The 20,825-nt window shown below is 53.8% G+C and carries 21 protein-coding genes and 1 tRNA gene; 5 read left to right on the forward strand and 17 right to left on the reverse strand.

Annotated features, from left to right (window positions below; genetic code table 11):
• Window positions 1-47 precede the first annotated feature (47 nt).
• The gene (locus UC14_RS03380) at window positions 48-1,550 is read left to right on the forward strand and encodes an NCS1 family nucleobase:cation symporter-1 (protein ID WP_013574254.1); all 1,503 of its coding nucleotides are present in this window, start codon (window positions 48-50) and stop codon (window positions 1,548-1,550) included.
• Between the two features lie 72 nt (window positions 1,551-1,622).
• Here UC14_RS03380 and UC14_RS03385 read toward each other — a convergent pair.
• The 4 genes from UC14_RS03385 to aguB all read right to left on the reverse strand — a co-directional run bounded on the left by UC14_RS03385 (window position 1,623) and on the right by aguB (window position 4,630).
• Window positions 1,623-1,699: transfer RNA gene (locus tag UC14_RS03385), tRNA-Asp, on the reverse strand.
• A 138-nt stretch (window positions 1,700-1,837) separates the two neighbouring features.
• Complete coding sequence (gene dnaQ / locus UC14_RS03390) at window positions 1,838-2,575, reverse strand: DNA polymerase III subunit epsilon (protein ID WP_013574253.1); 738 nt, start codon at window positions 2,573-2,575, stop codon at window positions 1,838-1,840.
• 81 nt (window positions 2,576-2,656) lie between these two features.
• Entirely contained in the window at window positions 2,657-3,742 is a 1,086-nt protein-coding gene (aguA, locus tag UC14_RS03395) for an agmatine deiminase (protein ID WP_013574252.1), read from the reverse strand.
• Window positions 3,743-3,745: 3 nt separating this feature from the next.
• Complete coding sequence (gene aguB, locus UC14_RS03400; RefSeq protein ID WP_013574251.1) at window positions 3,746-4,630, reverse strand: N-carbamoylputrescine amidase; 885 nt, start codon at window positions 4,628-4,630, stop codon at window positions 3,746-3,748.
• A gap of 260 nt (window positions 4,631-4,890) precedes the next feature.
• Here aguB and rnhA point away from each other — a divergent pair, with 260 nt between their 5' ends.
• The gene (rnhA, locus tag UC14_RS03405) at window positions 4,891-5,358 is read left to right on the forward strand and encodes a ribonuclease HI (protein WP_013574250.1); all 468 of its coding nucleotides are present in this window, start codon (window positions 4,891-4,893) and stop codon (window positions 5,356-5,358) included.
• A gap of 60 nt (window positions 5,359-5,418) precedes the next feature.
• On the opposite strand, the gene UC14_RS03410 is transcribed toward rnhA, so the two are convergent.
• A complete protein-coding gene (locus UC14_RS03410) occupies window positions 5,419-6,144 on the reverse strand; it encodes a class I SAM-dependent methyltransferase (protein ID WP_013574249.1) in 726 nt (241 codons plus the stop codon).
• A gap of 43 nt (window positions 6,145-6,187) precedes the next feature.
• Here UC14_RS03410 and gloB point away from each other — a divergent pair, with 43 nt between their 5' ends.
• Window positions 6,188-6,943, forward strand: coding sequence for a hydroxyacylglutathione hydrolase (gloB, locus tag UC14_RS03415; RefSeq protein ID WP_013574248.1), 756 nt, complete (start codon window positions 6,188-6,190; stop codon window positions 6,941-6,943).
• A 69-nt stretch (window positions 6,944-7,012) separates the two neighbouring features.
• Window positions 7,013-8,401 (forward strand): murein transglycosylase D, encoded by a 1,389-nt coding sequence (gene mltD / locus UC14_RS03420; protein WP_013574247.1) that lies wholly within the window; start codon window positions 7,013-7,015, stop codon window positions 8,399-8,401.
• A gap of 86 nt (window positions 8,402-8,487) precedes the next feature.
• Here mltD and UC14_RS03425 read toward each other — a convergent pair whose 3' ends face one another.
• Window positions 8,488-9,288 carry an endonuclease/exonuclease/phosphatase family protein gene (locus tag UC14_RS03425; protein ID WP_013574246.1) on the reverse strand — a complete coding sequence of 267 codons (801 nt, stop codon included), beginning with the start codon at window positions 9,286-9,288 and terminating at the stop codon, window positions 8,488-8,490.
• Window positions 9,289-9,482: 194 nt separating this feature from the next.
• Window positions 9,483-10,658 (reverse strand): MFS transporter, encoded by a 1,176-nt coding sequence (locus UC14_RS03430; protein WP_013574245.1) that lies wholly within the window; start codon window positions 10,656-10,658, stop codon window positions 9,483-9,485.
• Between the two features lie 106 nt (window positions 10,659-10,764).
• Between UC14_RS03430 and yafC the strand changes: the two genes are divergently transcribed.
• Window positions 10,765-11,661 carry a DNA-binding transcriptional regulator YafC gene (gene yafC / locus UC14_RS03435; protein ID WP_013574244.1) on the forward strand — a complete coding sequence of 299 codons (897 nt, stop codon included), beginning with the start codon at window positions 10,765-10,767 and terminating at the stop codon, window positions 11,659-11,661.
• Window positions 11,662-11,701: 40 nt separating this feature from the next.
• On the opposite strand, the gene dkgB is transcribed toward yafC, so the two are convergent.
• The 10 genes from dkgB to UC14_RS03485 form a co-directional block, all read right to left on the reverse strand.
• Window positions 11,702-12,505, reverse strand: a complete 804-nt coding sequence (gene dkgB, locus UC14_RS03440) for a 2,5-didehydrogluconate reductase DkgB (RefSeq protein ID WP_013574243.1) — start codon at window positions 12,503-12,505, stop codon at window positions 11,702-11,704.
• Between the two features lie 113 nt (window positions 12,506-12,618).
• Window positions 12,619-13,305, reverse strand: coding sequence for a 4'-phosphopantetheinyl transferase superfamily protein (locus tag UC14_RS03445; RefSeq protein WP_112197227.1), 687 nt, complete (start codon window positions 13,303-13,305; stop codon window positions 12,619-12,621).
• Between the two features lie 2 nt (window positions 13,306-13,307).
• Window positions 13,308-14,537: a beta-ketoacyl-ACP synthase gene (locus tag UC14_RS03450; RefSeq protein ID WP_112197228.1), complete on the reverse strand. Its 1,230-nt coding sequence runs from the start codon at window positions 14,535-14,537 to the stop codon at window positions 13,308-13,310.
• The gene (locus UC14_RS03455; protein WP_112197229.1) at window positions 14,534-15,265 is read right to left on the reverse strand and encodes a 3-ketoacyl-ACP reductase FabG2; all 732 of its coding nucleotides are present in this window, start codon (window positions 15,263-15,265) and stop codon (window positions 14,534-14,536) included. The genes UC14_RS03450 and UC14_RS03455 overlap by 4 nt, the downstream gene beginning before the upstream one ends.
• On the reverse strand, window positions 15,262-15,741 hold the full coding sequence (locus tag UC14_RS03460) for a hotdog family protein (RefSeq protein ID WP_112151336.1): 480 nt from the start codon (window positions 15,739-15,741) through the stop codon (window positions 15,262-15,264). Before UC14_RS03460 ends, UC14_RS03455 begins: the two co-directional genes overlap by 4 nt.
• On the reverse strand, window positions 15,738-16,910 hold the full coding sequence (locus tag UC14_RS03465) for a beta-ketoacyl-[acyl-carrier-protein] synthase family protein (RefSeq protein ID WP_112151337.1): 1,173 nt from the start codon (window positions 16,908-16,910) through the stop codon (window positions 15,738-15,740). Before UC14_RS03465 ends, UC14_RS03460 begins: the two co-directional genes overlap by 4 nt.
• A gap of 1 nt (window position 16,911) precedes the next feature.
• Window positions 16,912-17,487 carry a DUF3261 domain-containing protein gene (locus UC14_RS03470; RefSeq protein WP_112197230.1) on the reverse strand — a complete coding sequence of 192 codons (576 nt, stop codon included), beginning with the start codon at window positions 17,485-17,487 and terminating at the stop codon, window positions 16,912-16,914.
• The gene (locus UC14_RS03475; RefSeq protein ID WP_112197231.1) at window positions 17,484-19,790 is read right to left on the reverse strand and encodes an MMPL family transporter; all 2,307 of its coding nucleotides are present in this window, start codon (window positions 19,788-19,790) and stop codon (window positions 17,484-17,486) included. Before UC14_RS03475 ends, UC14_RS03470 begins: the two co-directional genes overlap by 4 nt.
• Window positions 19,780-20,385 (reverse strand): outer membrane lipoprotein carrier protein LolA, encoded by a 606-nt coding sequence (locus tag UC14_RS03480; protein WP_112197232.1) that lies wholly within the window; start codon window positions 20,383-20,385, stop codon window positions 19,780-19,782. The genes UC14_RS03475 and UC14_RS03480 overlap by 11 nt, the downstream gene beginning before the upstream one ends.
• Window positions 20,382-20,825: a thioesterase family protein gene (locus UC14_RS03485; protein WP_013574234.1), complete on the reverse strand. Its 444-nt coding sequence runs from the start codon at window positions 20,823-20,825 to the stop codon at window positions 20,382-20,384. The genes UC14_RS03480 and UC14_RS03485 overlap by 4 nt, the downstream gene beginning before the upstream one ends.

Consider the following 20,825-nt stretch of genomic DNA (forward strand, 5'->3'; position numbering starts at 1 on the left):
ATCCGGCTTCCGACTTTCACATGTTGTTTATGACAGGAGCACGATTTATGCCAAATCAGGAAATCACCTCCGCCACGGCGTCATCAGAACAGAGCGCCGGGATCATCAAACCTTATTACAGCCCGAAGCTGTGTAACGATGATTTAGCGCCCACCCGTGACCAAAACTGGAGCTGGTACAACATATTTTCTTTCTGGATGTCCGATGTACACAGTATGGGCGGCTATGTGGTGGCCGCGAGCTTCTTTACGCTCGGCCTGACCAGCTGGCAGGTTCTGCTGTGTTTGTTGTGCGGGATTTGTATCGTGCAGATTTGTGCCAACCTGGTGGCGAAACCGAGCCAGCAGGCCGGTGTGCCTTACGCGGTCATTTGCCGTCAGGCATTTGGCGTATTCGGAGCGAATATACCGGCAGTGATCCGCGGGCTGATCGCTTTCGCCTGGTACGGCATTCAGACCTATCTGGCGGCTAATGCGTTAATGCTGGTGCTGCTCAAATTCTTCCCATCGCTGACACCTATGACCCTTCCGCACTGGCTGGGATTGTCGGCGCTGGGATGGGTGTGTTTCGGCATTATGTGGGTGTTGCAGGCGATGGTGTTCTGGCACGGGATGAGCGCGATTAAGCGTTTTATCGATGTGGCGGGTCCGGCGGTATATGTCGTTATGCTGATGCTGGCGGGCTGGATTTTGTATAAAACCGGGCTGAGCAATATCTCCTTTACGTTATCCACCAAAACCCTGACGGTCGGCCAGCAAGGCTGGGAAATGCTGACCGCCACGGCGCTGGTGGTGTCTTACTTCTCCGGTCCGCTGCTGAACTTCGGCGACTTCTCACGTTACGGGAAAAGCATGGGCGAAATCCGTCGTGGTAACCGCTGGGGCCTGCCGTTTAACTTCCTGCTGTTCTCGATTGTGACCGTAGTGATCGTTTCAGGGACACAATCACTGTTCGGGCAGATGATCACCGATCCTATCGAAACCGTCAGCCGTGTGGGTAACAGCGTGGCTGTGGCGCTCGGCCTGCTGACCATGATCATCGCGACCATCGGTATCAATATCGTGGCGAACTTCGTGTCTCCTGCGTTCGACTTCTCTAACTGTTCGCCGCAGAAAATCAGTTTCCGTACCGGCGGGATGATCGCCGCAGTCGGTTCTGTTCTGCTGACACCGTGGAACCTGTTCCAGTCACCGGAAATTATCCACTATACGCTGGACGTGCTGGGATCCTTTATCGGGCCACTGTTCGGGATTTTACTGGCGGATTATTACCTGATTAAACGCGGTCATATGGATGTGGATGCGCTGTTTAACGCCACGCCTTCCGGCCGTTACTGGTACCGCAACGGGTTCAACCCGAAAGCGATTGCCGCGCTGGTGCCGGCGGTGGTGATTGGTCTGGTGATAAGCTTTACGCCGAGCCTGCATCAGGTAGCGAACTTCAGCTGGTTTATTGGTGCCTTCCTGGCTGGCGGTTTCTATCGTTACATCGCCCGTCATGATCGTGCGACCAGCGGTGCAATTGGCTATATGAAAACCGAAGCGGAATAACAGGAAGGAAATAGCCAGGACGGCTGAAACGACGAAGCCCTGAGTGATTTCTCACTCAGGGCTTCTGAATAGTGGCGGAACGGACGGGGCTCGAACCCGCGACCCCCTGCGTGACAGGCAGGTATTCTAACCAACTGAACTACCGCTCCGCGTTGTGTTCTGGTTAAGAACGGAGCGGATATTAAGGAATGGCCGCCGTTACGTCAATGCTTTTCCTGATATTTTCAATCAACCGCACAGTTTTTCCGCAGGCTGGACAATTTCAATCCAAAAGTCAGAAAAACGGCTTACGAACGCCACAAACAGCTACCGCCCTTTTTCACCACTAAATCTAAACGCTCTTCATGCCACGCCAGTTCCTGATCAGTGGCGGCGATGACTTTTAACCCGGAGGCTGGCCGCGCAACACGCTGGATCCCCAAGCCGTCAGCGCCAGTATTTTGCTCGCCTTCGTGGGTGAATTTAATGCTGGTCTGGCCGCCGGTCATCATCAGATAGACTTCGGCAAGAATCTCGGAGTCAAGCAACGCGCCATGGAGCGTACGCTTGCTGTTGTCGATCAGGTAGCGATCGCTCAGGGCATCGAGGTTATTACGCTTGCCCGGGAACAGCTTGCGCGCCATGGCCAGGCTGTCGGTAATTTTGCAGAACGTCTCGGTTTTCGGCAGATTACGGCCGAGCATGTCGAACTCGTAATCCATAAAGCCGATGTCGAACGTCGCGTTATGAATGACTAATTCGCCGCCGCGAATGTATTCAATGAAGTCGTCGGCCACGTCGGCAAACGTCGGTTTATCAGCGAGGAATTCGTCGCTGATACCGTGAACGCCAAAGGCTTCCGGATCCACCAGACGATCGGGTTTGAGATAAACATGGAAATTGCGCCCTGTCAGGCGGCGGTTAACCACTTCAACAGCACCGATTTCGATAATCCGGTGCCCTTCATAATGGACGCCGAGTTTATTCATACCGGTGGTTTCGGTATCGAGAACGACGATCCTGTTAGAGGTGTTTTGTAAATCCATGGCTCATTATCCAACGCTGACAGTCAATTACAGAAACGATCTGCCCGGCGCGAGACAGGGTGACGCGCCGGGCACTTTTTCTTACGCAGGGATTTGCTGTGTAATGCAGTGGATGTTACCACCACCCAGCAGAATTTCACGGGCAGGAATACCCGTGATTTTGTACTCAGGATACATTTCACCCAGCAACTTCTCAGCCTGCTTATCCGTTTTAGCGTCCAGTAGCGGGAAGATAATGTGGTTGTTGCTGATCAGGTAATTGACGTAAGACGCCGCCAGACGGTTACCTTCCACACGCTCAATGGCTGTGCCCGGCAACACCCCGATCGTTTCTTCCGCGGTGGCATGCATAACCGGAGGTGAGGGCATTTTCCAGATTTTCAGGCTGCGCCCTTTGGCATCTTTCGCCGCTTCCAGCACTTTCAACGCTGCCGCCGAACGCGCGTACTGCGGATCCTGCTGATCGTCAGTCCAGTGCAATGCAACTTCTCCCGGACGCACGAAGCAGCACATGTTATCAATGTGACCGTCTGTTTCATCGTTAAATACGCCGTCTTCCAGCCAGATGAATTGCTTAACACCGAGGAGTTCCCGCAATTTCGCCTCAATCTCTGCCTTCGACAAATCAGGATTGCGGTTAGGATTGAGCAAACATTCAGCGGTGGTCAGCAAAGTGCCTTCACCATCAACATGAATGGAGCCACCTTCCAGTACCAGATCCGTTGAAACATAAGGAATGTGATGATAGTTCGCCACCTGACGCGCCACCCGCTGATCACGCTCCCAGCTTGAGTAAAGGCCACCGTGCAAGCCGCCCCATGCGTTGAATGTCCAGTCAATTGCCAGACGTTCACCTTGCGGATTGACCACAATGGTCGGGCCGGTATCACGCATCCACGCATCATCGCTTTCCATTTCCACCAGCGTAATTTGTGCTGGCATCACTTCGCGTGCATTTGCCATTTCTGCTGCCGGAACCGCCATAAATACCGGCGTTTTGGTCGCAATCGCTGCCGCTACGTTAGCAAAAGCCAACTGGGCCGGACGCCCGTTAGAGCGCCAGTTATCGGTGCGATAAGGCCAGATCATCCAGACAGCCTGCTGCGCAGCCCATTCAGCGGGCATCGCAAAACCTTCAGCCTGAGGATTGATATCAATAGAAGACATCAGTTATTTCCTTGTTGAACCGTCGGACGTCGCGATTGCGCCATACATTTCAGGACGGCGGTCGCGGAACAGACCCCAGGATGCACGCTGTGCAGCGATAGCATCCAGATCAAAGGTATGAACCAGCACGGCTTCTTCCGTTTTGTTGGCCTGCTCAACCAGCGCACCGGTCTGATCAGCAATGAAGGAAGAACCGTAGAAGGTCATTTCATAATCAGGAATGAATTTGCTTTTTTCAGTACCAATGCGGTTTGAGGCGATCACCGGCACCAGATTTGCCGCAGCGTGGCCCTGCTGAACACGGGTCCAGTGTGGCTGGCTGTCAATTTCCGGATAGGCCGGTTCGGAACCAATCGCTGTCGGATAGAAGATAATTTCCGCGCCTTGCAATGCCAGACAGCGGGCAGTTTCCGGGAACCACTGATCCCAGCAGATACCCACGCCGATTTTCGCGTAACGGGTATTCCACACTTTGAAGCCGGTATCACCAGGAATGAAGAATTGTTTTTCCTGATAGGCCGGGCCGTTCGGAATGTGAGTTTTGCGATAGACATCCAGCACACTGCCGTCAGCATCAATCATGACCAGCGAGTTATAATAGGCGTTATTGCACTTCTCAAAGAAGCTCAGAGGAAGCACCACTTCCAGTTCTTTCGCCAGCGCAGAGAAATGGCGGATAAGCGCGCTGTTGTCCAGCTCCTGTGCCAGGCTGTAATGCTCAGGGCTCTGATCAATACAGAAGTAAGGTGCAGCAAAAAGTTCCTGAATCAGAATAACTTGCGCGCCTTTGGCATGTGCCTGGCGAACCAGCTTTTCGGCGTTAACAATATTATTTTCCAGATCCCAGCTGCAGCTCATTTGTGTTGCAGAAACCGTTACATTTCTCATCAGACATCCTTAAAGCATTGAAAAATTGGCAGTGAAAAAACCATGAAAGGCTCAACTCGCTCAGAGTTTTGAACTGGCACTCTGCATTTTCCTATTATATTGCAAAAGACAGCGCTCTCCAGCCAAAAGAGTGATGAATGCCCGGGCAACCTGTTTCATCCCCCCGCTTTCAGACAGTTACACCTCAAGATATTGCTGTGCCCGGCACGGCGGTTTATGTCAGACTTGGTTTTTACATTTGATGAAAGAGCCTGCCAGATATGACCAAACAGGTAGAAATTTTCACCGACGGCTCCTGCCTGGGTAATCCCGGCCCCGGCGGTTTCGGCGCGATTTTACGCTATAAGCAACACGAAAAAGAGTTCAGCGCGGGTTTTCGTCTGACCACCAATAACCGCATGGAAATGATGGCGGCGATTGTGGCGCTTGAAGCTCTGAGCACACCATGCGAAGTGACGCTGAGCACCGACAGCCAGTATGTTCGCCAGGGGATCACATTGTGGATCCACAACTGGAAAAAACGTGGCTGGAAAACTGCCGATAAAAAACCGGTGAAAAACGTCGATTTGTGGAAGCGTCTTGATGCCGCGATCCAGACGCATGAACTGAACTGGATGTGGGTGAAAGGCCATGCCGGACACCCTGAAAATGAACGCTGTGATGTGCTGGCGAAAGAAGCCGCAGGGAATCCGACGCTGGACGATTTAGGCTATCAGGCGGAGAATTAATTCCGCAGGCCCCACAGCCCATCTCAACCTTCCCCTTGTGAAAGGGGAAGGTGCAAGACTTCAGTCGCGATGCTCCTTCCGGTAACTCTTCGTTGCACCCACCGCCTGCGGTATTTTCTGTTTCTGCGCAAGAACTTTTTTCGCGGTTGGCGTCAGCGGGAAAGTCCGTTTACGGGCAATAATCAGCGTCATGCACCCCAGCGCGGGAAGGTGCGTACTCAGCAATTTTCCGCCATTCTTTTTCCACGGCAGCACGTGAAAACGCCGGTGCACCATCACTTCATAATTAAGCAACGACAGCCAGTCGAGCAGACGCATTTGGGTAAACAAGCGGCTGCTGTACGGCTGACGTTTGCGAAAAAGCGGCATCAGTTTGCCAATGCCCAGCAGGCTGAGCGGATTAAAGCTACTGAGCACCATCCAGCCATCATCAATCAGCACGCGGTCCACTTCGCGCAGAATGCGGTGCGGGTCATCCGCGTAGGCCAGCGTATGGCTGAGCAGGCAGGCATCCACTGATTTTGCTGCGAAAGGTAAATGGTACGGATCACCCCGTACATGCAGCCCCTCGCCTTCCTGGGCAAAGTTTACCTGATGCGAGATCGGGCATGCCCGGGCGTCGATTTCGGCACTTAATGCGCCGATTTTCAGCAGGTGGAAACCGTAAAGTTTCCCCCACCAGGGTTGCAGTTGTTGCTCAAGCGCGGCACGGTAGTAGCCGCCGCACGGGATCTCATCCCAGGAAGCCGGAGCAACAATGGTCTTGCGGATGCGGGCTGGTCGCATAGTTTATTATCTTCTTTCAAGCAGTTGCCAAAGAGAGGTTGCCATGAATCTTATCAGTATTCCGGCGTTGCAGGACAATTACATTTGGATGCTCGATGACCAGCAGGGGCATTGCCTGATCGTCGATCCCGGCGAAGCAGCGCCAGTTTTGGCCGCGTTGAAAAAGGCCAATTTAACCCCGACAGCCATCCTTCTGACACATCATCATCACGATCATGTGGGGGGCGTTGATGAGATTTCGAGCCATTTTCCGGGTCTAAAAGTATACGGACCTCACGAAACTGAGAATAAATTTAGTCAGACTAGTCTTAAAAATGGTGAAAAAAGGGTAATTGGCGGTCTGGAATGGCAGATCTTTGCTACGCCCGGTCATACGCTTGGTCATATTTCATACTATAGCGCGCCTTATCTTTTCTGTGGAGACACGATGTTTTCCGCCGGATGTGGTCGTTTGTTCGAAGGGACGCCGGAGCAAATGTACCAGTCGTTTCAACGGTTAGCGGCGTTGCCTGACGAAACATTAGTCTGCGCAGCACATGAGTACACTCTTTCAAATCTTAAGTTTGCGCGCTCTATTTTACCGGAGGATGATGATATTCTTTCTCATGAGCACAAAGTGCAACAAATGCGTGAAAAGGGACAATCTTCCCTGCCTTCAACCCTCGGTCTTGAGCGTAAAATCAACCTCTTTTTACGATGCGATGACGTTGATTTACAAAACAAATTAAACCTTAACGATCCCTTAAAGCCTGACTGGCAGGTTTTTGCCTATTTAAGGGCACTCAAGGATAGCTACTAGACCCAAAGGTTGTGTTTTTTTCCGAAGCAAAGTATTATCGCTCGTCTTTTAAGCAACTATGACACACACATGAAGGCAAACGCGATCCTAATAATCGCCTCCATGTTGCTCACAGGTTGCCAGGCGTCCAGGCAGGGCGTGAAGGTACCGGAACAACATGCACAGAGTTTGTCTTCAGCAAGTCAAAGTGAAGAAGCAGGACAGTTCACAGGTGATGGCCGAGCGGCCTCTGGGGGATGGTTGGATGGAAACGACACCGTCTCCCAACAAAATCTGTGGAACTTCATAGGCGACGAGCTGAAGATGAAGGTTCCGGATAATCCCCGGATCCGCGAGCAAAGAGTTAAATATTTAAAAAATAAGAGCTATCTCCACGATGTAACATTACGGGCAGAGCCGTACATGTACTGGATCACCGAGCAGATTAAGAAACGTAATATGCCGATGGAACTGGTACTGCTACCCATAGTGGAGAGCGCTTTTGACCCCAAAGCAACCTCATCAGCTAACGCTGCAGGGTTGTGGCAAATTGTGCCGCAGACGGGTCGAAACTATGGTTTGAAACAAAACCAGTGGTATGACGGACGCCGCGATGTTGTGGCTTCGACAACTGCTGCGCTTGATATGATGCAACGTCTGAACAAGATGTTTGGTGGCGACTGGTTACTGACCGTTGCTGCGTATAACAGCGGTGAAGGCCGTGTCATGCAAGCGGTGAAAGCGAACAAAGCCAGAGGCCGTTCCACGGATTTCTGGGCACTGGCGCTGCCACGTGAAACATCGATTTATGTGCCGAAAATGTTAGCCCTTAGCGACATTCTCAAGCACAGCAAGAAATACGGTATCAATCTGCCGAAACCGAGTGAAGACCGTGCTCTTGCGCGTGTTGAAGTCGGACAGCAGATGCAACTGACCCAGGCGGCTGAGATGGCGGGCATGTCCCTGACCAAGCTTAAGTCGTTTAACACTGGCTACAAGAAAAATGTAACCGCGCCGAATGGCCCGCATTACATTGTTCTGCCGAAGGCGCATGCCGACCAGTTAAAAGATTCACTGGCTGATGGCGATATTGCCGCAGTACAGGAAACCAAACTGGCCAGCAACACTCCGTCAGGTGCAAAACAGTACAAGGTTCGCTCCGGCGACAGCTTGTCTGGCATTGCAGCCCGGCTGAATGTGAAGACCCGTGATTTACAGCGTTGGAACAATTTGCGCTCAGCAGGCGCGTTAAAAGTTGGGCAAACACTGCAGGTGGCGGATAACAGCGTCAGCAATACCAGTGCCAATCGCGGCAGTATCACTTATCAGGTACGTAAAGGTGATTCATTGTCGAGCATTGCTAAGCGTCACGGCGTCAACATCAAGGATGTGATGCGCTGGAACACCAATGCCGACAACCTGCAACCGGGCAACAAGTTAACGTTGTTCGTCAGCAACAAGATGAGTCCTGATACCTGATTCGAAAGGTACCGGTAATAAAAAAGCACCCTGAATATTCCGGGTGCTTTTTTTATGTCTGCGTTTTTTAGCGGACGAATTAAGCGTTATTGCGTCAGCGGTTTTCCCGCCATAAATTCTACCCGCAACGGGTTATGGTCAGAGGCTCGTGTTTCCATCACCGATGCGCTGGTGACGCTGAGATCCCGGTAGAAAATGAAGTCCAGCGGTCTGCCGAACGCCCGCTTGCGGTAATCAGAAGGAAAACGGACTTCCTCCAGATGGATATTTCCCGCAAAGCCAAACAAGGCATTGATACGCTGTTTGCTCCACGCATTAAAATCCCCGGCCATGATCACCGGCCCTTTGTGATTAGCAATCTGCTCACCAATCGGATCCAACTGCTTGCTGTAAACGTCGATGCCAATGCTGAAATTGACCGCATGAATGTTCACCACCATCAATAAACGACCATCTACAAGCGGATACACCGTAACTAAAGCCGATTTAGACAGCCTCAGAAGCGGCTCACGCTCACGCAGCGGGCAACAATAAACCGGATGTGCCGCAGAGAGTGTCATCACGCCAGAGGGGTGCTGAGGCAGCATAAAGGCAGGCACCTGATCGGCGGCCAGATAATTTGAGGTCGCGTAACGGATCAGTTCAGGGGTTGTCTGGGCTTCCTGAAGCAAGACCAGTTGCGCATCTTTGCCATAATCACGCAGAACTGACAACCAGTCAGCCCGCTGTTGTTTGAAGATATTCCACACCATCACGCGCAAAATATTCGAATTGGGCAGTGCAGCACCCGGCGGCAAATCTGGTCCTAAATGTGCGAGGACTCCCGGAAAGATTTGCTCTGCGGGCTGACCTGCGACATACCTCATTGCATATGTTTTTTTCCGCACGCTAATCGCCTGTTTACCCGTTATATCGTTGCTATATGAGAGAGATTCTCACAGCGAAAGCTCAGTATACGCCCGCAAGCGCTCAGGCCAAATCTGTTTACATTGGTATACAACCTGGTCACATCTATAGGCTAGCATAAAAATAAAAACGGCCCGCCAGAGGCGAGCCGTGCAGACGCAGAATGACAGGATAATCAGGCCAGCGCCGCTTTGGGTTTTCGGTCCAGATGCCCGCTCAGGCAGATAAGCAGCAGCGCGCCCGCGACGATAACCGCTCCAATCCATGGCGTTTGCGCCAGGCCAAGGGTGGAAACCACCTGCCCGCCAATCACTGACCCCAGGGCAATACCGACGTTAAAGGCCGCAATGTTCAGGCCGGAAGCAACATCGACCGCATTTGGCGTCACCTCTTCGGCTTTCTGCACCACATAAACCTGTAATCCCGGTACGTTACCGAAAGCAAAGATGCCCATCACCAACAGCGTGATTAACGCCGGAATACCGAAACCTGAAGTGAACTGGAAAATCAGGAGCAGCACAGCGAGTGCGGCAAAAATAATCGTCAGCGCTTTGACTGCGCCATGACGGTCAGCCAGTTTGCCGCCCCAGATATTCCCGATGGCCACCGACACGCCATACGCCAGCAGGATCCAGCTCACCATGCTGGCTGAGAAACCGGCTTGTTCCTGCATCATCGGAGCAAGGAACGTAAAGGTAGTGAATACGCCACCGTAACCCAGCGCGGTAATGGCGTAAATGAGTAACAGTCGCGGATTCATCAGCACTTTTACCTGATCTACAATGCGTGACGCAGGTTTGTTTTTGATGTTATTGGGCACCAGAATAGCGCTGGCAATAATCGCCACGACACCAATAACTGACACGGCGAGGAAGGTTTCGCGCCAGCCAAAATGCTGACCTATAAATGTCCCGAGCGGCACACCGGTCACCAGCGCGACGGTCAGACCGCCAAACATCAGCGCAATCGCAGAAGCCGCTTTTTCTTTCGCCACCAGACTGGTGGCGATCGTCGAGCCAATAGAGAAGAAAACGCCATGCGCCAGACCGGTCAGCAGACGCGCCATCACCAGCGTGCTGTAATTCGGTGACTGCCACGCCAGCAGATTACCCAGCGTGAACAACACCATCAAACCAATCAGCAGCGCTTTGCGCGGTACGCGGCCGGTCAGCGCCGTCAGAACCGGTGCGCCAATCGCCACACCGAGGGCGTATATAGACACCAGCAAACCGGCTGACGGGACCGAAACCCCCAGTTGCTGCGCGATAGTCGGCACCAGCCCGACGATGACAAACTCTGTTGTTCCTATAGCAAACGCACTGATGGTCAGTGCTAATAGTGCAAGCGGCATAACCTTTACTCCACATGAATATCGATTTGATGGCGACGATTATCAGCTTGTGCTTAAATGACTTAAATAACCAAAGTATCAATTTATTTATGCTGGAGTAACAACAATGCGAGCCAGTTCCGAAGAGTTGATTACGTTTGTGACTGTGGTGGAAAGTGGCAGTTTCAGCCGTGCCGCTGAACAACTGGGTCAGGATAATTCAGTGGTCAGCCGGACATTAAAACGTCTGGAACAAAAGCTGGGGATCACCCTGCTCAACCGCACCACGCGTCAGATCAGCCTGACGCACGAAGGCGAGCGCTATTTCGTCCGGGTACAAAAAATCCTGCATGAGATGGCGGCTGCAGAAGATGATTTGCTGGAGAACCGCGACGATCCGCAGGGGCTGTTGCGAATCGATGCCGCAACCCCGGTCATTTTGCATGTCATTTCACCGCTGGTGGCCGAATTTACTGAACGTTTCCCGAAGATGTCGCTCGCACTATTCTCCTCCGAGAGCAATATCAATCTGATCGACCATAAAGTGGATGTGGCGATCCGCGTCGGTGAGCTGGAAGATTCCAGCCTGCGGGCGCGCAAACTGATGCTGAGCTATCGCAGCGTGCTGGCTTCGCCGGATTACCTGAAAAAATGGGGAACGCCGCAAAGCGCCGATGATTTACTGAAACACCGTTGTCTGGGCTTTAACGAAGTGGTTGCGCTGAATAAATGGCCGCTGCTGTGCGCTGACGGTCAGCAACTGACGGTCACACCATTTATCAGTTCAGGAAGCGGTGAAACACTGCGCAGGCTGTGTTTGCAGGGCAATGGTATTGCCTGTCTGTCGGATTTTATGACTGATGAAGATGTGGCGCGGGGTGATTTGGTAAAACTGCTGGTGCCGGACATTATGCGCATCGCCATGCCGTTGCACGCGGTGTATTACAGCGATCAGACCGTCAGCACACGTATCCGGTGTTTTATTGATTTTCTCAGTGAGAAGCTTGGGGCTGGAAGAGCTTAAATGCCTGCTTCTCCCCCTTTGCAGGGGGAGGCGTTGTGGATCAATCCCACGCAGGCGCCAGACCTTCAGGGCTGACCAGACGCCCGTTGCGTTCAAGCGCAGCGATCTGCTGCATATCCGCATCTGTCAGCGTCAGTTGTTGCGCCAGCAGATTACTTTGCAGGTTTTCACGTTTGGTCGATGACGGGATCACCGCGTAACCCAGTTGCAATGCCCAGGCCAGAACGATCTGTGCAGGTGTTGCGTTATGGCGGGCGGCAATCTCAATAATCGTCGAATCTTTCAACGCGTCGCCGTAAGCCAGCGTCATGTAAGACGTCACGGCAATACCGTTCTGGCGGGCAAAATCGACTACGGTCTGGTTTTGCAGGAACGGTGAAAGTTCAATCTGGTTAGTCGCAATCTGATCCGCGCCCACCGCGTCGATCGCTTCCTGCATCAGTGCAACGGTAAAGTTGGAAATACCGATTTCACGGGTCAGGCCCATTTTCTTCGCCTCAACCAGCGCATGCATTGTTTCTGCCACGCTGACGGCCTGATTCGGTGACGGCCAGTGGATCAGCGTCAGATCGACATAATCGGTTTTCAGTTTGCGCAGACTGTCTTTCAGGCTGTCGATGACTTTGTCAGCCGCAAGGTTTTCAATCCAGATTTTGGTGGTGATGTAAAACTCTTCACGCGAGACACCGCTTTCAGCCAGTGCATCGCCGACAGCCGCTTCGTTGTCATAAATTTGTGCGGTATCGATGGCGCGATAGCCCAGTTCCACGGCGGTGGCTACGGACGCTTTGACCACGTCATCTTTCAGGCGGAATGTGCCCAGACCGAATGCAGGAATACTCATCGTGTTCTCTCTTTTAATGTTTCAGGAAGATAAATCTTGGAGAGAGTATGGACTGCGCATTCATGGATAAAAACGACCGCTTTGCCAGAAGACTTTTGATGTGAGCGCAATAATCAGGAAAGGGAAAAACGGGTCCAGTGCCGTGAAACCTGCCAGATAAAACCGCCTGACGCGGCATCAAACCGATATTCATCAACGTCAGAGACACCGGCAGGCAACGCCAGCGCGCGCATCACGGACTCATCCGCAGCGCACCATAACCGGCTTTCAGCGGCAAGTTGTGAAGTAAACTGCTGATTGTCTGGATCCAGGCGAAGCCTGTCCATCTGCCACACACTGCCGCCCTGCTGTTTCAGCCACGCTTCACGCAGACACCATAGCTGCCAGAACGCCGTTTGCGGGCAAGCCTGTTCCACCAGCCACTGACATTCGATATCACTGAATGCGGCGCGTGCCACGTCAAGATAACGTGGGCGCGGGCGGATTTGCTCCACATCACCGCCACTTTCACCCGCCGGACATAACAACAGTTGCAGATGATTTTTACTGTGGCTGAGGGAGAAATGTGGCAGAGAAGCATCCGCAAAAGACGGTTTTCCCTGCGCGGAAATCTGCAGGGCGGGTAAGTTGTCACAGCCATTGAAAACTGACATGGCCTCGGCCAGAAGCGCCCTGCCCGCGTACCATTGCTGGCGGCGGGCAGGATTCATCCCTTCACTTTTTTCGAGCCATTCTGCGGGCAAACGTGACAACGAAAAGTTGTCATCCAGCGACGCAGTAATGACACGCGCAACATTCATCGTTACGGCCAGCGACGGAAAACTAAAGAGGTATTAATTCCACCGAATGCAAAGTTATTCGACTGGATAAATTCAGTCTGAATATGACGTGATTCGCCCATTACGTAGTCGAGTTCGCCGCAAAGCGGATCCGGCTGCGTCAGGTTGATAGTCGGCACGAACCGGTCTTCGCGCATCATTTCCAGCGACATCCACGCTTCCAGTGCACCGCAGGCACCGAGTGTATGACCAAAGTAGCTTTTCAGTGACGAGATTGGCGTCTGATTGCCAAACACCGCAGCGGTCGCGTGGCTTTCGGCAATATCACCGCGGTCGGTGGCCGTGCCATGTGCACTGATATAACCGATTTCAGAAGCAGGTATACCGGCATTTTTCAGCGCTTTTTCGATGCAAATCTGCATCGTCGATTGCTGCGGCTGAGTGATATGGGACGCGTCGCAGTTAGTGGCAAAACCCACGATCTCGGCGTAAATTTTCGCACCGCGCGCCTGTGCATGTTCCAGTGACTCGAGGATCAGTGCCCCGGCACCTTCGCCGATCACCAGTCCGTCGCGCTGCTTATCAAACGGACGCGGCGACAGTTCAGGGTGCTCATTTTGCTGGCTGGTGGCGAACAGCGTGTCAAACACAGCAGCTTCTGACGGGCAAAGTTCTTCCGCGCCGCCTGCCACCATCACCGTCTGGTAACCGTGTCTGATGGCTTCATAGGCATAACCGATCGCCTGGCTGCCCGAGGTGCAGGCGCTGGAGGTTGGGATCACCCGCCCTTTCAGGCCAAAGAACAAACCTGCATTCACCGCTGTGGTGTGCGGCATCATCTGCACGTAAGTCGTACCGGTAATATTGTTAGTGTGCTTTTCCGTCAGCATGGTCGCGAATTCGCTGACCGGACCCGTGCTGCCAGTGGATGACCCGAAGGCAATACCGGTTTCGCCGTCAGTCAGCACCGGGTCTTCCAGTAAACCGGCCTGCTCCAGCGCCAGTTCAACCGCACGGGTTGACAGCAGGGAGACGCGGCCCATCGAACGGATGCGCTTGCGGGTGTAATGCGCCGGGATAACAAAATCATCCACCGGCGCACCCAGATGCGTATTCAGCCCCTGGTAAATCAGCCATTCGTCCATGTGGCGGACAGCGTTTTTACCCTGTTGCAGGCGGGTGGAAATCTCGTCCCAATGATTGCCGAACGCCGTTATGCCTTTCATACCGGTAATGACTACGCGCTGGCTCATACCATGCCTCCGTTGATGGAGATCACCTGGCGGGTCACATAACCGGCGATATCTGACATCAGATAGCTTGCCAGTCCGGCAACTTCTTCTGCCCGGCCCATACGTTTGAGCGGGATCATACCCATTGCGGCATCGAGTGCCGTTTTTTCCATATCCAGCATGCCAGTGTCGATCAGCCCCGGCGCAATACAGTTAACAGTGATTTTGCGTTTCGCCAGTTCCAGCGACAGCGCTTTACAGGCACCGATAATTCCGGCTTTCGCCGCGCTGTAGTTGACCTGTCCGCGGTTGCCCGTAATACCGGAAACCGAGGAAAGCGCGATTATACGCCCGCCCTGACGCAGCCCAATCATCGGCATCACGCAGGGCTGTAAAACATTGTAGAAGCTGTCGAGATTGGTGTGGATCACGCCGTCCCAGTCTTCGTCGGTCAGTGCCGGAAATGCCGCGTCGCGGGTAATCCCGGCATTATTAATCACACCGTAGTACGCGCCGTGCGCCTCAATATCGGCTTCAATAACGTCGCGGCACTGCTGGCGGTTGCTGATATCAAACTGCACAATTCTCCCGCTGCCGCCGTTCTCGGTTATCTGTTGCAAGGTGCTTTCTGCCCCTGCTTTATCGCTGTGGTAGTGAATGACCACCAAAAAACCATCGCCGGCTAACTGGCTGGCAATGGCTTTGCCGATCCCTTTGCTGGCACCGGTTACTAATACCGAACGCATCATTCCTGTTTCCCCTGAGTTAACTTAATAAGTTCATCCTTGTCTGGCTGGTATGTATTCAGCCGTCCTTTTGCAACCTGCAGGTTGTCTTTTTCTTGTTTAATGCAGATCACGCCTTCGAAGCTGGCGAGTTTTTCATCGCGCAGCACCATTGAGACGCTGATGAATAATTCACTGCCTGCCGCAAATTCCGGCACGCTGCATTTCAAAGCCCTGCCGCCCAGCAACATGCCAACCTGAGGCGGTTCGCCACTTTGTGCACCGTGCCAGCCGCTCCAGACGCCGACCGTTTGCGCGATAAGCTCAAGGGCATACCACGCAGGTAACGCGCCACGGACATTGAGAAACGGCGCCAGCACGCTGTTTTCGGACACCACCACGCTGCACAGCGCAGTCTCTTCTGTGACGCTAAGTACCTTATCCAGCAAAACCATCGGTGATTCATGCGGCAGATAATGCTCCGCGCTGAGCCTACTCATGACGGCCTCCCGATCACAATGCAGGCGTTATTACCGCCAAAAGCAAACGAGTTGGAGAGAATAACGGGTTTCACCAGCGCTTCGCCTTTTTCCACCAGCCGGATCGCCGCCAGACGGGTATCACGGGGCATCACGCTGAAATCCTGTGGCGGCAGGTTAAGATTTTGCGTCAGGATCAGCCAGCCCAGCGCCGCTTCTGTCGCACCCGCCGCGCCCAGCGTATGGCCAGTGAGATGCTTGGTCGAACTGCACGGCGTCTGGCTGCCAAACAGCCGGTGTATGACAGCGGCTTCTGCCTGATCATTGAGCGGTGTGGCGGTACCGTGTGCGTTGATGTAACCCACGTCTGCCGCACTCAGCCCGGCCTGCGCCAGTGCCATGCGGATTGCCCGTTCCGCGCCGAGGCCTTCCGGATGCGGTGCAGACATATGCCACGCATCGGATGATTCGCCAGCCCCCAGTAATGCGACGTCTGCGGGCTCACGGGTCAGCAGGATCAACGCCGAGGCTTCACCGATATTGATGCCATCACGATCTTGCCCGAACGGCGTACAGCGTCCGCGGGAGAAAGATTCCAGGCTGTTGAAGCCGTTCACCGGCATCCGGCACAGGCTGTCAGCGCCACCCACCAGCGCCGCGTCGGCCAGCCCGGCGTCAATCAGGCGTTTCCCGCTGATAATCGCTCGCGCGCTGGATGAGCAGGCTGTTGATAATGTGTAAGCCGGGCCACAGAGATCCAGCAACTCCGCCATAAAAAGTGAAGGATCGCCCAGTTCCTGTTGCTGGTAATCATAGCCCGACGGAAATTGCCCATGCCGGTGCAGATGGCGCACCGCCTCTTCGCCTTCGGCAATGCCCGAGGTACTGGTGCCCATAATGACCGCGACACGATCTTTACCGTACCGGCTGACAGCCGCGTGAACCTGAGACTCAATCTGTGCCAGCGCAGCCAGCAATAACTGGTTGTTGCGGCTGCGGTGCGCTGACAGAGAGCCGGGGATCGCGGGCAGTTCGCCGGTCACCGCGCCGAGCCAGACCGGCCGTTCTTCCGTCAGCCATCCTTCCTGCAACGACATTCCCGGCGCGGCACCTGATGTCAGGCTGGCAGCGATTTGCGCATTGCTGTTTCCCAGCGCGTTAACCATGCCCACGGCCGAAAAATAAATCATGTTAGTCACCCACATTCTGGATAGTTATCTGGTAGTGGAACGCCATCTGCGTGATGGATACCGGCTGACGTCCGCTGCCCTGTGGCAGATAGTCGATGCGGGTGATCGTTTTGCCCTGGTTATCCAGTAATGTGCGGCGCAGCGGCTGATCGTCCAGTTTCCAGCCCGCCGGCAACAGCGGCTGCCAGCGCTGCGCTGGCCAGTAGCTCAGCATAATATCGGCCAGAACTTGATTTGCTGGAGGTAAACCGTCGATCTTCATGGCCTGTTCGGTGTGGATCCCCGTTTGATCGTAGACCACTTTGAACAGGCGGATCCCCAGAGGGGAAAGCCCGGCAAGCTGTAACGACTTTCCATCTGCATTGAGCAGCACCAGCAAAGACTGTTGTTTACCTTTCACCGTGGCTGTCAGCAACTGCTGCTGGCTGACCGGTTTATCCAGGGTGGGCGCGGGTAATTTCACCTGCACGCCGCGTTTCAGCCAGGCTTGCGGCTGCGTATCTGAAGGGGGATTTGTCGCGCACCCGACAAGAATAAAAATCAGAAGTGTCAGCGCTGGCAGCATAAGCCGGGTCATTTTTTGCGTCCTCTTTTTTTAGCTGGCAAGGTCAGTGGCGACAACAGAAATGCCGTTAATATGCCAAAGCTCAGCACGATGCCAAAACTGCTGATCGCCTGCGTGGAACTGAACACCAGCATACCGAACGTCAGCAACGTGGTGACCGCAGCCATAAAAATGGCAAACATGGATGTCGTCGGCGTGCCGCGTGGATTGGTGAAAAACAGGGTGTAATTGATGCCGATCCCCAGCACCAGAATCAGCGCCAGCAGGGAAAACAAATTAAGATTATGGCCACTGAAGCCCAGCGCAGCGACGCCCATCCCAAGGGAAAGTAAGGTCGGAACCAGGCAAACAAGCCCGTGTGGCAGGCGAAAACGCCAGAGATAAGTGACCGCAATGACTGCAACGGCGAGCGCCAGTAGCCAGGTCAGATAAACACGGTATTGCGAAAACAGTTCGCTGAATTCAGTTTTACGATCGATCCAGCCGGTCCCCGGCATGGATGCCGCCAGCGCCGCCATGGCTGCGCTGTCATGAACGCCATTCACCGGGATCAGTGCGGCGCTGCGCCCGTCCGGCAGGGACAGCCACAACAAACGCCAGCCCTCACTGACCACGCTGTTGCGCCATTCCGGCACATCAACCGTCTGCGCACTGAGATCCGGCTTCGCCACCGGGATCCCCGCCTGCTGCAATTGTGCAATAATTTGCGGTGCGTGCTGGCGAAGCAGCGATAAATCCCGCTGCTGCTGTGCCTGAGAAGGCAGAGTGATCGCCCGGAATCCGTCAATCACCCCCTTCTCTTTGGCCTGCGCCAGCTTTGGCCGCAATGCTTCCAGACGTTGCAGTGTCTGCTCTGCGCTATCGCCGTATACCACCAGCCATTTCTGATCGTTCGTCTGCCCGGTCAGCGCGGCAATTTGCTGTTCCTGTAGTTGCAAACCAGCCGGAAGAGATTGCAAATCCGCAATGTCATCATTGATTTTCAGCCGCGATATTCCTGCCACCACCAGCACTAAAATCAGTAACGGCAGGCCAATGCGCACAGCTTTGCGACTGCGCCAGGCCAGTAACCAGCGCATGATCAGCGTCAGCCCCGGCGCTGGCCCTGTCGGCAAACGCCTGGACAAATACGGATACCAGCACATCACGGTGATGCAGGCCGCACTCAGCCCGGCGGCGGCAAACACTGCCAGCTGCCGCAAGCCGGGGAATGGCGCAATCAGCAACATCAGATAGGCCACCACCGTGGTCAGCAGCGCCACCGATAACGCAGGGAACAGTTTTTTCAGACTTTCCAGCGGTGTGCTGGAATCGCCATGCACCCGCCGTTCGGTCAGGAAATACAGCGTGTAATCGGCAGAAATACCAACAATGCTGGTGCTCAGCACCAATGTCATCACGTGGATTTCACCAAATACCCACAGGGTAAACACCGTGCCTGACAGCGCGCCGATGGCGATTGACAGTAAGCTGAGCAGCATCGGCAGGACCGAACGAAACATCAGTAAAATCAGCACAAACACGCCAGTTACTGACGCCGCACCAATCGTGGAAAGATCGTGCTCAGCCTGCTGGCTGGCATAATTGCTGTAGAAAATCGTGCCACGCTCAAGCACTTTTGCACCCGGCCAGCGCGCCTCAAAAGCTTCTTTCACCGCACCAAGAGCCGCTACGGTTTGTTTAGCCGACGTGATGTCATAAGAAGACGCCTTCAGCTCGCCATGCACCATGTACCAGCTACGCCCCTTTTTATCACGGACCATCAGCCAGCCCTGATCCAGCGTCATACCGCCGCTGCTCTGCTGTTGCGCCATCTGCGAGGCACGAACCAGCAATAACGGATCGTTTGCCAGCTCTTTGCCACTGACGCCTGAAAATGCCGAATAGATCTGGCCGAGGATCCACTGGCTTTGCGATTCAGCACCTGCCGTCAGACGCTGGCGTGTGGCGTCATCGAGCAACGCATTACGGTGTTTGAAGAAGAAAGTGCCCCACTCCTGCTGACGCTGTGCGTCCATCGGACCCTGTACCTGACTCAGTTCAGGCAGCGTCTGCAAATGCTTCAGCCAGTCAGCAGCGGGCTGAATACCGGCTCCCGGCGGCGGACTGACCAGCCACATAAGCTGGCGATCCAGACGCTGAGTAAAGCCGTCAGAAAAAGCCTGCGGAATATCCGTTTCCTGCTGCTGCGGCAACAGCGCCAGAACGCTGCTGTTAGTCTGGCTGCGTGGCAGTAACCAGAACAGCGCCGCGACCAGTAGCACGATAATCAGCAGCCAGCTTTGCGCCAGTTTTCGATGAAGGTCAGGATGCAAAATGGCGTTTCTCTGCGTCAGTCAGCATGGCTGGCGTCGTTTTCTGATTGAAGAAACGAATATGCGTGGCGTCTCCCTGCATGTCATTAATATCGATATTGTTCAGAAAGGTTTCGCCATTGAGCGTAATACTGCGGAACAGACGGTTTAGCGGCGAGACCTTCGGCGTCAGAATCAGCGTCCAGGCGCCTTTACCGTGATCGGTAAAATCAAGCGAAAAATTCTCTTCCAGCACCTTGCGGTCTGCGTGGAACAGCGCGCTGAGCAAGGAATTAAACTGGAACATTTGCGGATTCGTCTCCGCCGTGACCACCTGTGGCTGCTGCCCCGCCATGATTTGCACCATGCGGTTTTCAGTCAGTAATAATGTCAGGCTGAACGGTTTTTCCTGCTGCCACCACAGCCCTTGTTGCCGGGCAATCAGCAGATTTCCGCTGGAATTGAGCGGTTGCGCCATCCCGCTGATGGTTCTTTGCTGCGCAAACTCAGCACGGAGTACCGGCACCTGGCTGAAGCGCTGTTGTAATTCTTCCAGGGCAACAGCGTTTGCCGTTACGCTGAAAACCGTCAGTACAAATAGCAAAAAGGCTTTCACAGGCTGACTCCTGTTTTATCAAAAAGAACCTGCGGCGAGACAAAACACATTTCTTTGGTGGCAGCGTCTACCGCGACCTGTAACGTGTAACCTGTCGTTGTGCGTTTACCGGTTTCGATGTCGTAAATCTGATAGCCGATGCGCAAACGGTTTTCGATTTCCTCAAGCTGCGCATGAACGGCAATACGCTGTTCAAAGAGCAGCGGCGCGATATATTTCACGCGGGTATCAACGATCGGCCAGACATAACCTGACGCTTGCATCTGACGATAACCGTAATCAAATTGCTTGAGTAACTGCTCGCGCGCGACTTCCAGATAACGGAAATAGTTGCCATGCCAGACCACGCCCATTGCATCTGCGTCGTGGAAAGGAACCGTGATTTCAACGCGGGTAGAAAATCGCGGATCGTTAAAACGCGGATCAAGTTTGGAAGTCAT

The organism is Rahnella sp. NRRL B-41462 (assembly GCF_003263525.1).
Classification (GTDB): domain Bacteria; phylum Pseudomonadota; class Gammaproteobacteria; order Enterobacterales; family Enterobacteriaceae; genus Rahnella; species Rahnella aceris.